The following is a 14,020-nucleotide window of genomic DNA, read 5'->3' as shown; positions in this document are numbered from 1 at the left end:
TGAAATTAGATTCACAGCTTTTATATACATACAACAATTAAAAATTTTATTAAATCGGTTATTTTATTTAAATTAATACATAAATACATAAACACACTTATATTTTAAGTGAATAATTGGAATGAGGTGAACTATATTTGTCTACTATTCTAGATAAAGATAAATATAAAAACTGTTCCATGTGTGGAGATAATAAAAAGTTAACGGATTACTATAAATCCTATAGCCCATTAGATAAGATCGATGAACGTTTACGGGTTTGTAAAAAATGCTTGAAAGATAAAACAGTCATTAATAACATCGAAAGTGTCAAGAATACTCTGAGACAAGTAGACAAACCTTTCAATATCTATTTATGGGAATCTGCATTAACAAAACCAGACGTTATAGGTGAATATTTTAAACTTATTAATGCTAAAGATTATAGACATGATACATGGGAACAGAGTATTTTCGAAAAAGAAGATAAAGAAAATGAAGCAGTACACAGTGACACTTTATCAATTGAAAGTATTGATGATGCTTTATTAAGTGAATTAAAAGAAAAGTATGGCTATGGCTATCCTGATGAAGAGTATGTGCTTTTTGAAAAGAAATTTATAAATTTAAAACCAAGCTTCCAACTCCCTACCACAATGCACGAAGAATATTTACGTGAGTATTGTGTTAACAAGGTTAAAGAAACAATTGCCAAGGCTAAAGGAGAATTTAAAGAAGCTAAAGAATGGTCTGCTATGGCTAAAGAATCTGCTGAAGCAGGTAAATTGAAGCCTAGTCAAATGAGTAAAGCAGACTTGTCACAAGGGTTAGATGGATTCGGACAATTAGCTCGTATGGTAGAAGAGCATCAAGACATTATTCCCCTACTACCTAAGTTTATTAAACAACCTAAAGATGATGTTGATATTACATTATGGCTATATATCAATTATGTACGAGATCTACAAGGATTACCTCCTGCTGAGTATGAAGACATATACCAATTTTACGATGAACGTAGAAAAGATTATGAAGGTAAAGAGCTAGATAGTCAATTAAATGAAGGTGATGAAGATGTCTAGCTACAAAAACTTTCAAGACGACAACTTCAAATATTCTAAAGAATCTTCTCGTACTAACGACAATCCTGCTTTTAATTCTCAAGTGAAAGTTAATGACTTAAAGAAAAAATCATTTGATGATAACTTTATCACTTGGGTTGAATTTTTACAGTGGGCTAGATGGTTTCCTGATCTCTGGTTTGACCTAATAAAGCCAGAAAAAGGCGGTATGAGGTTAGACTTAGACCAACGAGTATTTCTAAGGTGTCTTAGTAGGTTTATTAGTACATACGGAGTTTTCCCTCGTGGATTCGGAAAAACGATGATTGAATTAATGTCAATATATCATACTGCAATATTCTTTCCAGATGTGAATTTGAGTATGAGCGCACAAACCAAAGAAAATGCGGCATCTATCAGTGAAGACAAACATAAAGAATTGGTAAAGAAATTCCCGCTACTATTAAATGAAATAACTAAAGTTAGTCACAGTAAAGATAGTGTGGAAGTTATTTTTAAATCAGGTGGTACTTATTCAATTTTAGCTAATGCACAAAGTACAAAAGGTCAACGTAGACACCGATTAAATGTAGAGGAATCTGCATTATTGAATAACGAGTTATTTAAAGATGTACTTGAGCCAGTAGTTAACGTTCCAAGACGTACCATAGGTGAGCAGTCAATAATAAGTCCGTATGAATTGAACGGTATGATAAACTTCGTAACGACTTCTGGATACCGTGGGTCGGATGAATTTAATCGAATTTTAAACATGATTAATGAAATGGCTGAGTTAAAAGGTAAGATTGTTTTAGGAGCTAGTTGGGAGTTACCTTGTCATTATGGACGTGGCGAAACTAGAAATCAATTATTAGCTAAGAAAAATGACCCTACTACATCTGCGACAGCTTTCGCAATGAACTATGAATCAAAATGGGTTGGAGCTACTGATGGGGCTTTAGTTAATATAACAAAATTATTGAACCTTAGAACCATACCTAAGCCCGAGTTAGAATGTCCAAAGGACGCAAGAAAAAATCTAGAGCTTAACGAATACGTACTAGGAGTTGACGTTGCTCGTTCGTCTGCTCAGAGTAATAATAAAACAGCAATTGTAGTACTTAAAATAATTAGAAATCCTAAAGGTTTAATACGTCAAATACAATTAGTTAATATCGTTGAGCCTCCTAACGGATTAAACTTTAAAGAACAAAGCATCTTAGTTAAACGATTATTCAAAAAATACGGCGGTAATGAAGACTTAACGAAATCCCGTGTAAAAGCAATTGTAATCGATGGAAATGTAATTGGTAAAGGCTTAATTGACAGACTGCTAGAAGATGTTACAGACCCAGACACTAATGAAGAATTAGGTTGTTTTGATACAATAAACACTGATCAAAAACCGGATCATGAAAAAGCAATTAAAATTATCTATGATTTAACAGCAACTGGTATTAATGATGAAATTATTCGTACATTCATTGATTATGTTGAAACAGAAAAATTAAAGCTACTAAAAATTAATGATGAAATTAAGAAAACATCGGTACATGGAGATGATAGTTTAGTTGAAGAAGAGAGAGCTAGATTACATACTCAATATTTAATTGACGAGGTTTCGAATCTGAAGTTAAAGAAAACAAAAAACTCAATAACAGTAGAACAAGTTCAAAAGAAAATTGATAAAGATAGATATTCTGCGTTAGCTTATGCATTGTATTATATCTTTTTATTTTTGGAAAAAGAAGCTGAAGAAGACAAGTGGGACGAAGAGAGAGAATATGTACTCACATAATCACCCTACCCTATTTAATAATGGAGGTGAAAAATCTAAATAATGAATACTGTTGAAGAATATAACAACAAGTTCAATCAAGGACAGCATAATTATATGATGGAATTTGGAAACTTATTTACTAAAGGTTTATATCGTCAAGGTATTGTGAACGGTGTAAAACCAGAGGATTTGCATAAATACTTCTCAAATCCAGATATGTATCAAGATGTATTATCTGACATTGTACAATATTTCTACATCTCAAACGCTGAAATTCATCAATTATTCGAAATGGTCGAAGCATTACCTACTTTAAACTATCGCATTGAAACATTCGAACAGGATAAAAATACTGAAAAAAACATCATAAGTTTAAAAAAGAAATTACATAATATTAATCACAAAAGTTTGACTCGCGATTTATTAAAGCAAAACACATCTACAGGAAATGTCGTAGGATTATGGATAGGTAAAAAACCCAACTTCTACCCATTCATCTTTTCTAATTTAGAATATTTAAAAATTCGGAGAGGTCTAGACGGTCATATGAGAGCAGGTTTAGACATGTCGTGGTTTGATTCTATGTATGAAGATGAACGTGAATTATATCTATCACAGCTAGGAGGAATAATTTCTAAAAATGATTATGAAAATTACTTAACTAATCGTGAAAAAAATCAAATTTTCCTACTACCTCTTGAACGTACTTTTGTACTACGTACAGGAACTTTGAACAGAAATCAAGCAATTGGTGGAAATTGGGCTACTCCTGTTTTATTCGATGTGTTACATAAGAAAAAGCTCAAAGATGTTGAACAGACTATTGCTAATAAAATCATCAATGCCGTAGCAGTATTGAAAATGGGTCAGACAGCTAAACAAGGTGAGAAGGATCGTGATTTCGACACTATCCCTGAAAAATTAATTAAGAGTATACATAATAGCGTAAAGAATGCATTATCGAACGGCGCTAAAGAAGGTATTTCACTTGTAACGATTCCTAACTTCTCTAATTTAGACTTCCCTGATATCAAATCAGATGGGTTAGATGGTGATAAATTCAAACAAACTGATTCAGATATACGTGCAGGATTAGGTATTAGTGGTGTTGTTTTAAATGGAGAAGGTACAAACTTCGCTAGTGCTAAATTAAACTTAGAAATAGTCTACAAGCGCATAGCAGTGTTATTAGAAGAGACTGAAACTGAAGCATATCAGAAGCTGATTGATTTAATGTTACCTAATAATCAAAAAGGCAATTACTATATGTCATATGATAAAGAAATGCCTCTCACTCTCAAAGAGAAAATTGATTATCTGTCTAAACTCAATGATAAGGGTTGGTCAAGTAAGCATCTTATTGATTCGGTCGGTATGGATTTTGACATATATCTTGAGCAAACCATGTATGAGACAGAAACTTTAAAACTTCAAGAAAAATTAATTCCACCTAAGACTGCCCATACAACTTCATCTGATTCAGAAAAAAATGGTCGCCCTACTACTGATGACAATGATATAGAAAACGAAAACACTCAACAAAGCAAAGAGTTTGATGGTAATTCAACGAAGAAATAAAATGCATAATAACATTTTTTATTGAAAGGTGGTGAGAGAATATAGAAAATAAAAAAAATTCTTTAGAGCTAGTTTTAAACTCACTACAACATCATGAGTCTGACCCTACCCTTCTTAAGTGTACCCTAATATTGCTTGATTTCGAATTATCTAGTAACAACGTAATAGTTGAAAAAGATACTGCTATGGAGGCAGGTAAAACTATCTTAAATAAAGCAATCAAAGGTGCGTATAAACAGGTTAGTCAGGTTAATGCAGATGATGATGATTTTAAGGGTCATGAAGAATACTTAACTAAAGATAAACATGGTAATGATATTGTCCAGTTTAATACGGTACCTATGGGAACATTTACGTCTGAAGGTTACATATCAACTATAAATGTAGATGGTGAAGATAAAGAAGTTTTGGTCGCAGATGCAGTTTTATGGTATTCACAATTCAAAGATGCTTGTGAATTATTATTAAAGTGGTTCAATGAAGGTGTGAAAATTAATATGAGCTGTGAATACCTATATTACAACTATGAATTTATTGATGGTGTAGAGGTACATAAGTCCCCTATTATCTTTGAAGCTCATACAGTTTTGGGTAAAAATGTAGTACCTGCCTATGAATCAGCAACAGTTGTAAGCATGAATCAACTAAATCAATTCAATAGGTTGGTAGCTCAAGCAGTAAATAAAGAAAAAGATAAGGAGGATGTAATTTTGAAAGAAGAAGAAAAGTTAAAAGTTAATGAAAAAAAAGAAGTAGGCAAAACTCAGTTGAATGAATTGTCGCATGACGATATTCGTAGTCAGATTCGTACTCAAGTTAAATCCACGATTACAGATGAAGAATGGACATGGGTAAATGATGTTTATGAAACATATGCGGTTGTAGAAATAGAAACTGAAGATTCATGGAAACATTATCGTTTCGATTATTCAATTGAAAATGATGTAGTAACTGTTAATTTAGAATCTAAAGTAGAAGTTAAGCAAAAACGTGAATGGGTTGAGGTTACTAATGAGTTACAAGTTGAATTAGATAAGGTCAAATCAGAAAAGAGTGAATTGCTAAATAAATTTAATTCTGCATCTGAAACAATTATCGATCTAAAATCTACAATCGATCAACTAGAACCTTTCAAAGAGCAAATGTTAAATGCTCAACGTGAAACAAAGTTAAATGAATTGAATGAGAAATTTGCAAAAGCATTTAATAATGCAGGAGCTAAAGAAAAATTTGATTCAGAAGAAGTTCAATCGTTATTAAATGAGGCAGTTGAATCAGTTGAATCTTTATCTAAATTAAATGAAATGGTAGTAGACCTTATTTCACAATCACAAGTAAAATCAGATAACAACATTGCATTGTTAGGGTTAAATTCAGAGCGCAAGAATCTAATCAAAGAAGAAAAAGATGATTTCGAATTACGCTTCAAACTTTAATCAAATAAAATACATAAACAAGAAAGAAGGATAATCAATATATGGCAACTCAAGCATTTAAAAATTTAACTAACTCACCTAAATTATCAGTTGGTAACCTAGTATCAATGGATAAATACATCATGGATGTAGCAAACGGTGCTATTTTTACGGAGGACGTAGAAAACTTCCACTTGGTAGAATTAGGATTTAATACTGAAGGTGAACGTACCGCTAAGTATCTAACATCAGGTGCAAAGAAAGCATTCTTAGTTGCGTCTAAAGAAGTACGATACTTAAATGAACCTCTATATGCGTTCTACAACGCTAAAGATGAGCGTGGTCGTATTATCTATCTTACTGAAGGATTACAAATCGACGTATCTGCATTTAAATTATCAGTTGTAACTGAAATTAAAACAGGTCAATCTGCTCATTATGATGTAGCCACTAAGAAGTTTCTTGTACACGATGGCACTCATGCTGATTTTGCAAATGCATTAGTGAAATTTACAGTCCTATCATCAGAAAGCAATCTAGAATATGTCGCAGGATTACCAACAGTTCGATTAGAAGTACAATAAATTAAATAAATACATAACACATTTATAGAAAGAAGGAAAAATATAATATGGCATACAATGAAACAGAATTAAACGGTCTATTTAGTCGGGTATTAAATGAAAAGAAACCAGTGGACGTGAAGGATGAAGAGTACTTAGTTCGATATATGAATGAGTTATTCACTGAAGACTACAACCCTTCTAATCATGAAATTCACCAATTCAACAATTTAATTATTAAGAAGGCAGAAGAAATTTCTCGTGCAAAAGCTACTGAAATCCTAAAAATCTTAGCTGATTTTGAATCAGTGTCTAATCGATCCGCATTCCAATATACTATTCCTAAACAATTTAAAGCTACTGCTGTTTGGGCGGCAGACGGTACTTCAGTACAACGTATTCGTGTAGATGGCGATGAATCACGCACAGCCATTCCTAAACGACTTCAAGGAGGCTTCTACTACGAACCTGCTACATTAGTAAATGCAGATGTTGAACGTTTCCGCGATTTAATTCATGGCATTGTTGATGCAAAATTACGTCTATATTGGAAATCTATTTCTGCTCTAACTGAGACATTAGTTGCCTCTGGTGACATCCCTGCTAAAAATGTTATGTCAGGATCTAACCTAGACTTAGCAGATTACCGTAAACTGGCTTCAGTATTAGGTCGTTATGGTGGTCGTCCAGTATTTGTTGCTGACGCTATCCTAATTGACCATTTTGCGCAACAACAAGTAACAAATACTGCATATCAATCTACGGCATCTGACGCTCGTTTAGATGAACTATTCACATCTCTAAATATTTCGACTATCGCTACAACTAATGCTGTGTCACTGGTTAACCCGTTTGTTGCAGGTTCAGGTAATACTAAAACTGAACTTCCTGTAAACGAAGGTTATATGTTTGCAGGTGGGGTTAAAGAGAAGCCATTCAAAGTTATTGAATTCGGAGGCATGACTCAAGAATCTAAATATAACTACGAAATCGAACAAGTGGAACTTAAATTCTACCAAAATGTAGCTATTGAATTTATTCAAGGTGAAGCTGTTGGTTACATCAAAGACGATAGCGTTTCAGTTTAATAAATACATAATTTAATTGAGTAGGGTCAATCCCCTACTCTTTCTTTTATATTAACAAGGATATCAGGAGGAAACAATATAATGACAGAATTAGTTAAAGTTGAACGTTGGAAAAAAGTAAAGTATACAATCAATGTTCCCACCCTTTCAGGTACTACTCGAAAATGGGAGTGGCAAGCCCCTCGTGGAGATAATCCTACAATGGTACAACTTCCACAGGAAACTTACGATTGGATTGTAGGCAATACCTATGCATTCGATCGTGGTGAATTACGAATTTCAAGTACCCAACCAAATAAAGAAGAAGTTGAGCAAGCTATTGTTGATATTGAAAATTATAAAAACAATAGTCATTCACGAGATGAAATCATTGAGCTGTTAAAAAAAGGAAATCTTAATAAGATTAAAAAAGAGTTATCACTAGTCACTGAAAAAAGTGCAAAACAGTATGTTTATGAAGTATTCTCTGAAATTAAAGGTGAATTAGTGGGCAGTAAAAATGAGTTAGTTGAAGAGTGGTTTAAATCAGATTCAAAGGATAATGAATAGTTGGTGATTTAATTGATTACTTACGATGATGTATGGACTTCATTTTTACAGAACTATAAAACCGACGATATAGACGTTCCTCAAGAAGAAGATGTTATTTACGGTTATATTCATAACGCAATATTGTTATTTAATAATCGAATGCGTACCAACGCTCAATGTGATGACGCTAGTGAAGTTATAAGTGGAGTTTGTTCTAATGATGAAAAATTGATTATCGCTCAATATTTACGTTTAATTTTTTTAGAACATACTAAAGACTTTTACGAAAAACTACTTCAGGGATTTGAAGGAGACGTTGGATTTAAAGGATTCACTGCTCAACTTGTATCTGTTAAACAATCAGTAAAAGACCAAAAAAATAAAATAGATGAGTTTATATTCAATACAAGGGAGACATTCTTATGAATTTAAAAGTAAAAAATGACTTCTTTGATATTGGATACGAGGATTTAGATACTTATTGTGATTGGTTGAAACGAAAAAACACTGTTGTACTATTCTTGCTTGAGAGTTATATAGGTAATGAATTAAATAGTAATGAACAACTCTTGGAAATTAAAAATATTATCTTAGATGTAGGGAATGATATTTCTAGATTATCTGAAAACATTGTCATTTTCGGTGATGATAATGAAGGATTATAGAAATTTTCATAAATACAATGTAAAAGCAAAGATAAAAAACGACGCCATGCTCATTTTTCAAAAAACCTTAGATGGATATGCTTCTTATGAAGTAAAGATGAATGAAGATAAATTAGTAAAAGTATTAATGTATCAAAAATGGGATGCTAATGGCGAAGGAATGAAAGTTGTTGGTTACATAGAGGATATCGAACGAGGAAATATAGTCGAATATAACAGTGAGTACTGGTTAATTACAACAAAACCAGAGGACAATCGTGTATTCAGAAAAGCTGAGATGAGGCTATGTAGTGCAACATTCCCTGTTAAATTAGAGGATAAGAAAATATTTATCGGCTTCGATAAAATGGATAGACCAGTTTACGAAACTATAGAAGGTGAGATTGTACAAAAACCATGCGTTGTTAAAATGAATGATGCTTCTACCGCAATTGCAGACGCAAATGAACCAGTAAACTTGTTGGCTAATCAGGTAATGGTTACTATCCCCTATACTGAAGCCCCTTCTATCGAACTAAATGAGCAGTTCGACTTATATAATGAAACTTATCGTATTATTAGGATTGACCCTTCGAGTTCAATCAATAAGGTTGGTATTTTAAGAATTACTGGTGAACGTGAAGGAAGAAACAAATCTAGTGAGGAGGTTAATGAATGAATTTAAAATCAAATTTAGAAGATCTATATATTTCTCTACAATCAAATCAAAAATTGCTACGACTCCTCCACTACGTCCCTAAAAATGCATTAGATAACCCATTAGATAAAAATAAAAAAGATGTAAATGATTTACTTAACAAATTTGATATTATCAGCAAGGTGTTAGTTCCTTCTGACAAAACTTACGACTTAGAATTACAGTCTAAGATATGTCGTCTATGTGTATATACAGGTACAAGAAAATTACAAGATTTTTATAATAGCGCATCTCGTAAATTACAAGATAACGTTTATACAGGAGATCAAGTATACATATTTGATGTGTATGTGCATTTAGATATTGATAATATTGATTTTAGGATGATGTGGATTTGTGACACGCTTAATGAAATATTGTTCAATGAAAAAATTGCAGATGTTGGTAAATTCAGGTTTTCGTTTGGTTCGCCTATTATGAATACACCTAAAGGATTCGTTGGATATAAATTAGCTTATATTACCCCTTCTATACAAGAGCCTGTAAGGGAATAAGAACTATGGATAATAGAGATTTCTACATATTTGGTAAACCCATCGAAACGAAATTCGGGAAAATTAGATTTCTAACTTACATGGAGTATATAGAAAATTTAGCTGATTTAAATTTAATGGCTATGAACAATTTACATTACTTTCATCAGTATAAAAAATACTTTGAGCAAACTAAACGTAGTCAAGTCGAACAACAAGAAGTTAACGAATTGTTAGATACAATCAAAAACGAAAAGTTATATAAAATTGTTACAACAAACAATCGAAATCTTAGTTCATATATGAAGATACTGAGTTTAGTCTTAGAGGACGTAGAGAGTATTCAAGAAGTGTTTAATAATGAAGATGATTTCTTATATATTAGGAATCTTATATTGGATATGCAAATGCTTCAAGAAGAAGAGGTTAGTGAGAATCCAGAAATCCAAGAATTTATAGATGCTAGCAAAGAACAAAAAAGTTTGAATTCAGAAAAACAAACTTTCAGCGATATTATTTCTTCTATTGTTGTTGGTACAGGGATGCCATATAAAGAAGCTGTAGAGATGACAGTTCTTCAAGTATATTCTACTTATTACAGGATAAATCAATTTAAAAGTTTCGATACAACAACACTGTTTGCAACGGTTAATAGTGATGTATCTATTGAAGCTTGGAATAAGACAATTGACTTATTTAAAACAGAAAAAGCAGGAATGAAGATGTCAGATTTCAAGAAAAAGTATGGAGGTTTATTCTAATATCTAGTATTGGAATAAATAAAATATAAAAATATAAAACATTATCGGAGGAAAATTATTTATGTCAAAAGAACTTGTAGTGATGGATACTGTAGATGTGAAAATGAAACGTAAAAGTGACGGTTACGTTGTAGTGAAAACAAAAACTCAAATGGGTTCTATCTCGCAAACAGTTTCTAGTGAGAAGCTTTATGGGGCAATTGGTAATCAGACTGTTGCAATTTTAGAGACGCAGAAAGAAGTGTCGTTATCTTATCGTAATGCATTATGGGATTTAGAATATCTTTCTATGACACAAGGTGTAGCGATTGATGAATCCGCAAAGGTTAAAATTAAGAAAACAGAACAAGTGAAAGTGGTTGATAACACAGGCACTTTAGAAGTTACTGTAACTAGTACTCCTATCGGAAATACTGCGACATTATTTGATAAAGATGGGTCACAACAAGAAGTAGCAGTTGCTACTAAAGTAATCGAAGTACCTACTGGTTATACTGCTGTAGAAGGAGATACTATTACTGTAATTTATGAAGAAGAAGTTACTGCGGATGTTGTAACTTTTGATTCTAAGAAATTCAGTGAATACTATGAGATTGAAATGTCTACAATTTGTTATGATCCTGAAACGATGAAGGTGATAAAAGACCTTTACATTCAATTTGATCAAGTTAAACCGAGTGGTGCATTTGATATGTCATTTGAAAACGGATCTGCTCTTACACCAGAATTAACTTTAGAAGCTATGTCACCAAATGGTACTTCTGAAATGGGACGTATCTTTACTGTTGATCGAAAATAATTAAATAAATACATAATTAGTTTTGAGGGTATACTTAATTGTATACCCTTTTACTGTTTGTTAATGGAGAAAAGGAGAATTTAAATATGAGTCAATTAAAATTAGCCGAAGTAAGAAAACGAATTAAAGAATTACATAAAAAACAAAAATTTTATCTAGATAAAGAAAGTGATGAATTTATTTATTATTTCCCAAAGTTCTCAGAGAAAAAGATTAACGAACTCTTAGAGGAATTATTTATAACAATTAAATATTGCCAAGAAAACAAATTAGATAAATTAAAAGATGATGACCAAGTTTTACAATACCTTCAATTCCTTATTATCAAACATTTCACCTCATTAAAAGAAGAACTAGATAATAAGCAATTCGATATTCATTTTGAAGCAAAGGAGTCATTAGAAGAAGCTGGACTATATCGGATCTTCTTAGATCACATGTTTGATCCTTCAGAAGTACATGATGTACTAGATAGATTCAACGATATAATTAAATTAGGTGCAGATGTTGCGACTGAATTAGAGAAAAAATCTCAAGATAAAGACTTAAAAGTCATAAACACTATTGGTAAATAACCATGGTTCAGGTAAAAGATTTAAACCAATTGAAACGCTATTTAGAACGTGGAGACATTATTAATACTTTATTTAAAGACAAAGGTATTGAAAAAGTATTAGCTAAAGAAATGTCTAAAGCTGTACAAGATGTAGTTTATCGTCGTTATATACCTGTTGAATATTTACGTAGAGGCAATGATGGTGGTTTATCTGACGTTCGTAACATGAAGATTACAAAGGTTGAAGTTACTAATGGAAAAGTTAGAGTCCTATTTGAAAACTTAACGTTAGGACAAGGTCACTTCTCCCCTGTCTATGAACAGGATTATGATTCGTTGCAAGGTCAATTTATTACAGATACCATTGAGGATGGTATTGATGAAAATTGGTATCGTACTGGTAGATGGAGTGAGGCTAGACCATTTGTACAAACTACAATAAAGCGTATACAAGCTAATCCTACACCACTTGTTAACTCAATTAAAAACGCATATAAAAAACTAGGATTTGAAGTTAGATAAGCTTCAAGTCTTTTTTTATTTCATTCTTGTGAAAGGAGAATGATGAATGAGTAAAATTACAAAGATTCGATACTTTACTAAAGAAAAATTAAATAAGGTGAATCCAGATAACGTAAAACTGTATGAAAAATATTTAAAAAGTAATATTCAGAAAAACAGAGATGTTAAAGACACTACTTACAAAGTGTATAAGAACTACTTCAATCAGTTTTTGGTCTATCTCATGGAAGAGTGCGACAATATTAATTTGTATGATGAAGATTTTTTAGATGATGCTGTAGATATTATGGAAGGATTCATTAGCTTCTGCCAAGAAACTTTAGGAAACAATAAAAAAGTAATTAATACTAAATTAAGTGTTATTTCTAGTTTCTACAATTGGTCTGAAAAAAGACAGTTTATCGAGAAACATCCATTTGCAAATAAACTAGAACGAATGAAAGGCGCTAACGAAGAGAGTATTATTGCATCTCATTACCTTACTCAAGAAGAAATTGATAAGATTTCTAAAGGTTTATTTGAAGATAAAAGATATGATATTCAAGATCGACTCATTTGGAATATCATGATTCAATCATGTAACCGTGTTGGAGCTATTTCAAAGTTGACATTATCATCTTTAGATTTAGAAGGCATGTTATTTGAAGACATTCGTGAAAAACGTGGATATAAAGTTGAGGTAATATTCGAAGAAGATACAAAACAGCTAATTGAAGAATGGTTAGAAATGCGTAAAGAAATGGACAATTCGGAAGTGGATGCTTTATTCATAACTAAACATAACGGCGAATATAGACAAATGGTTAAAGAGACAATTCAGTGGAGGATTAAACGATTTGGTGAGATCATTGGAATCGATGATTTTCGCTCACATAGTATTCGTAAAACTGCATTGAATCAAATTTATGAAACAACTGGTGATTTAGCTTTAGCGGCTGAAATGGGAAATCACAAAAGTGTAGAGACTACTCGTCAGTCATATATTAAACCTGCATCTAAAGCTGATGTTCGGAAAAAGATTGCTAAGTTAAAAGAAGAAAAAGCTAAAAAGAAATTAGAAGAAGCTAATGTATAAATAATTGAATTACTCCCCTACTCTTTTTTTAGGGGTTTACTTGAGTTATTTAAGTAAAATCAGAATATTATTTAATGTACACAGCAAAAAGGTCAGGACAAATATTCCATTTTTATATATAATTAAGTAAATTGGAGGTGTATTCATGACAGTACATTTTAAAAGAATACTTATAATGGATATAGATACATTTGAACTTGATACCAACGGAATCTATACTAAAGAAGATGGAAAGTTGATTGTTAATATTCATAAAAACGAAGCAGAAACACACGATAAATTCACAGAGTATTATGAGAATGAAAATGTAGAATTTATTGATGTTGCTTTTGAAGTAGGACATGAATGGGAAACTTTTAAAAAGGTAAAAGTTGAGTCAGGTAATGCTGTTGGTGGATGGATGGTTATTTTAGGGTTAAATAATTAACTTGGACATTGTAGACCTCACTTAACTAAGTAAGGTCTACTACCTTTTAC

At 31.9% G+C, this 14,020-nt stretch carries 17 protein-coding genes; all 17 read left to right on the top strand.

Translation table 11 applies throughout. The features are described 5' to 3' along the window. Positions 1-137 precede the first annotated feature (137 nt). The 17 genes from AC3WSK_RS03545 (at position 138) to AC3WSK_RS03465 (ending at position 13,970) form a co-directional block, all read left to right on the top strand. Complete coding sequence (locus AC3WSK_RS03545) at positions 138-1,061, top strand: YonG family phage-derived protein (protein ID WP_492414026.1); 924 nt, start codon at positions 138-140, stop codon at positions 1,059-1,061. Further along, the gene (locus tag AC3WSK_RS03540) at positions 1,054-2,838 is read left to right on the top strand and encodes a hypothetical protein (protein ID WP_492414028.1); all 1,785 of its coding nucleotides are present in this window, start codon (positions 1,054-1,056) and stop codon (positions 2,836-2,838) included. The genes AC3WSK_RS03545 and AC3WSK_RS03540 overlap by 8 nt, the downstream gene beginning before the upstream one ends. 42 nt (positions 2,839-2,880) lie before the next feature. Then, complete coding sequence (locus AC3WSK_RS03535) at positions 2,881-4,398, top strand: hypothetical protein (RefSeq protein ID WP_492414030.1); 1,518 nt, start codon at positions 2,881-2,883, stop codon at positions 4,396-4,398. A 41-nt stretch (positions 4,399-4,439) separates the two neighbouring features. Then, on the top strand, positions 4,440-5,834 hold the full coding sequence (locus tag AC3WSK_RS03530) for a DUF8531 domain-containing protein (protein WP_492414135.1): 1,395 nt from the start codon (positions 4,440-4,442) through the stop codon (positions 5,832-5,834). Between the two features lie 41 nt (positions 5,835-5,875). Further along, on the top strand, positions 5,876-6,397 hold the full coding sequence (locus tag AC3WSK_RS03525) for a hypothetical protein (protein ID WP_492414032.1): 522 nt from the start codon (positions 5,876-5,878) through the stop codon (positions 6,395-6,397). A 47-nt stretch (positions 6,398-6,444) separates the two neighbouring features. Beyond that, entirely contained in the window at positions 6,445-7,464 is a 1,020-nt protein-coding gene (locus AC3WSK_RS03520) for a YonB family capsid-like protein (protein ID WP_492414034.1), read from the top strand. A gap of 81 nt (positions 7,465-7,545) precedes the next feature. Further along, the gene (locus AC3WSK_RS03515; protein WP_492414035.1) at positions 7,546-8,013 is read left to right on the top strand and encodes a hypothetical protein; all 468 of its coding nucleotides are present in this window, start codon (positions 7,546-7,548) and stop codon (positions 8,011-8,013) included. 12 nt (positions 8,014-8,025) lie between these two features. Then, on the top strand, positions 8,026-8,421 hold the full coding sequence (locus tag AC3WSK_RS03510) for a hypothetical protein (protein ID WP_492414036.1): 396 nt from the start codon (positions 8,026-8,028) through the stop codon (positions 8,419-8,421). Beyond that, on the top strand, positions 8,418-8,660 hold the full coding sequence (locus AC3WSK_RS03505; protein WP_492414038.1) for a hypothetical protein: 243 nt from the start codon (positions 8,418-8,420) through the stop codon (positions 8,658-8,660). The genes AC3WSK_RS03510 and AC3WSK_RS03505 overlap by 4 nt, the downstream gene beginning before the upstream one ends. Further along, positions 8,647-9,318, top strand: a complete 672-nt coding sequence (locus tag AC3WSK_RS03500; protein ID WP_492414040.1) for a hypothetical protein — start codon at positions 8,647-8,649, stop codon at positions 9,316-9,318. The genes AC3WSK_RS03505 and AC3WSK_RS03500 overlap by 14 nt, the downstream gene beginning before the upstream one ends. Continuing rightward, on the top strand, positions 9,315-9,851 hold the full coding sequence (locus tag AC3WSK_RS03495) for a hypothetical protein (RefSeq protein WP_492414042.1): 537 nt from the start codon (positions 9,315-9,317) through the stop codon (positions 9,849-9,851). Before AC3WSK_RS03500 ends, AC3WSK_RS03495 begins: the two co-directional genes overlap by 4 nt. A 5-nt stretch (positions 9,852-9,856) precedes the next feature. Further along, positions 9,857-10,591, top strand: a complete 735-nt coding sequence (locus AC3WSK_RS03490) for a hypothetical protein (RefSeq protein WP_492414044.1) — start codon at positions 9,857-9,859, stop codon at positions 10,589-10,591. Positions 10,592-10,652: 61 nt separating this feature from the next. Continuing rightward, the gene (locus tag AC3WSK_RS03485; RefSeq protein WP_492414046.1) at positions 10,653-11,390 is read left to right on the top strand and encodes a YomU family phage tail tube protein; all 738 of its coding nucleotides are present in this window, start codon (positions 10,653-10,655) and stop codon (positions 11,388-11,390) included. Between the two features lie 86 nt (positions 11,391-11,476). Beyond that, positions 11,477-11,965 (top strand): hypothetical protein, encoded by a 489-nt coding sequence (locus AC3WSK_RS03480; protein ID WP_492414048.1) that lies wholly within the window; start codon positions 11,477-11,479, stop codon positions 11,963-11,965. Between the two features lie 2 nt (positions 11,966-11,967). Then, a complete protein-coding gene (locus tag AC3WSK_RS03475) occupies positions 11,968-12,468 on the top strand; it encodes a YomN family phage-derived protein (protein WP_492414050.1) in 501 nt (166 codons plus the stop codon). A gap of 46 nt (positions 12,469-12,514) precedes the next feature. Then, positions 12,515-13,543: a tyrosine-type recombinase/integrase gene (locus AC3WSK_RS03470; protein ID WP_492414052.1), complete on the top strand. Its 1,029-nt coding sequence runs from the start codon at positions 12,515-12,517 to the stop codon at positions 13,541-13,543. A 145-nt stretch (positions 13,544-13,688) separates the two neighbouring features. Continuing rightward, positions 13,689-13,970, top strand: a complete 282-nt coding sequence (locus AC3WSK_RS03465; RefSeq protein WP_492414054.1) for a hypothetical protein — start codon at positions 13,689-13,691, stop codon at positions 13,968-13,970. Positions 13,971-14,020: the final 50 nt, after the last annotated feature.

Source organism: Lysinibacillus sp. EB271-A1-10B, assembly GCF_058791335.1.
The sequence above is the reverse complement of the archived record's forward strand: the minus strand, read 5'-3'. Positions and strand labels throughout refer to the sequence as shown.

Coding starts and splice junctions, on each gene's coding strand:
- AC3WSK_RS03540 (WP_492414028.1), top strand. CDS start 1,054: ATGTCTAGCTACAAAAACTTTCAAGACGACAACTTCAAATATTCTAAA.
- AC3WSK_RS03535 (WP_492414030.1), top strand. CDS start 2,881: ATGAATACTGTTGAAGAATATAACAACAAGTTCAATCAAGGACAGCAT.
- AC3WSK_RS03525 (WP_492414032.1), top strand. CDS start 5,876: ATGGCAACTCAAGCATTTAAAAATTTAACTAACTCACCTAAATTATCA.
- AC3WSK_RS03520 (WP_492414034.1), top strand. CDS start 6,445: ATGGCATACAATGAAACAGAATTAAACGGTCTATTTAGTCGGGTATTA.
- AC3WSK_RS03515 (WP_492414035.1), top strand. CDS start 7,546: ATGACAGAATTAGTTAAAGTTGAACGTTGGAAAAAAGTAAAGTATACA.
- AC3WSK_RS03505 (WP_492414038.1), top strand. CDS start 8,418: ATGAATTTAAAAGTAAAAAATGACTTCTTTGATATTGGATACGAGGAT.
- AC3WSK_RS03500 (WP_492414040.1), top strand. CDS start 8,647: ATGAAGGATTATAGAAATTTTCATAAATACAATGTAAAAGCAAAGATA.
- AC3WSK_RS03495 (WP_492414042.1), top strand. CDS start 9,315: ATGAATTTAAAATCAAATTTAGAAGATCTATATATTTCTCTACAATCA.
- AC3WSK_RS03490 (WP_492414044.1), top strand. CDS start 9,857: ATGGATAATAGAGATTTCTACATATTTGGTAAACCCATCGAAACGAAA.
- AC3WSK_RS03485 (WP_492414046.1), top strand. CDS start 10,653: ATGTCAAAAGAACTTGTAGTGATGGATACTGTAGATGTGAAAATGAAA.
- AC3WSK_RS03480 (WP_492414048.1), top strand. CDS start 11,477: ATGAGTCAATTAAAATTAGCCGAAGTAAGAAAACGAATTAAAGAATTA.
- AC3WSK_RS03475 (WP_492414050.1), top strand. CDS start 11,968: ATGGTTCAGGTAAAAGATTTAAACCAATTGAAACGCTATTTAGAACGT.
- AC3WSK_RS03470 (WP_492414052.1), top strand. CDS start 12,515: ATGAGTAAAATTACAAAGATTCGATACTTTACTAAAGAAAAATTAAAT.
- AC3WSK_RS03465 (WP_492414054.1), top strand. CDS start 13,689: ATGACAGTACATTTTAAAAGAATACTTATAATGGATATAGATACATTT.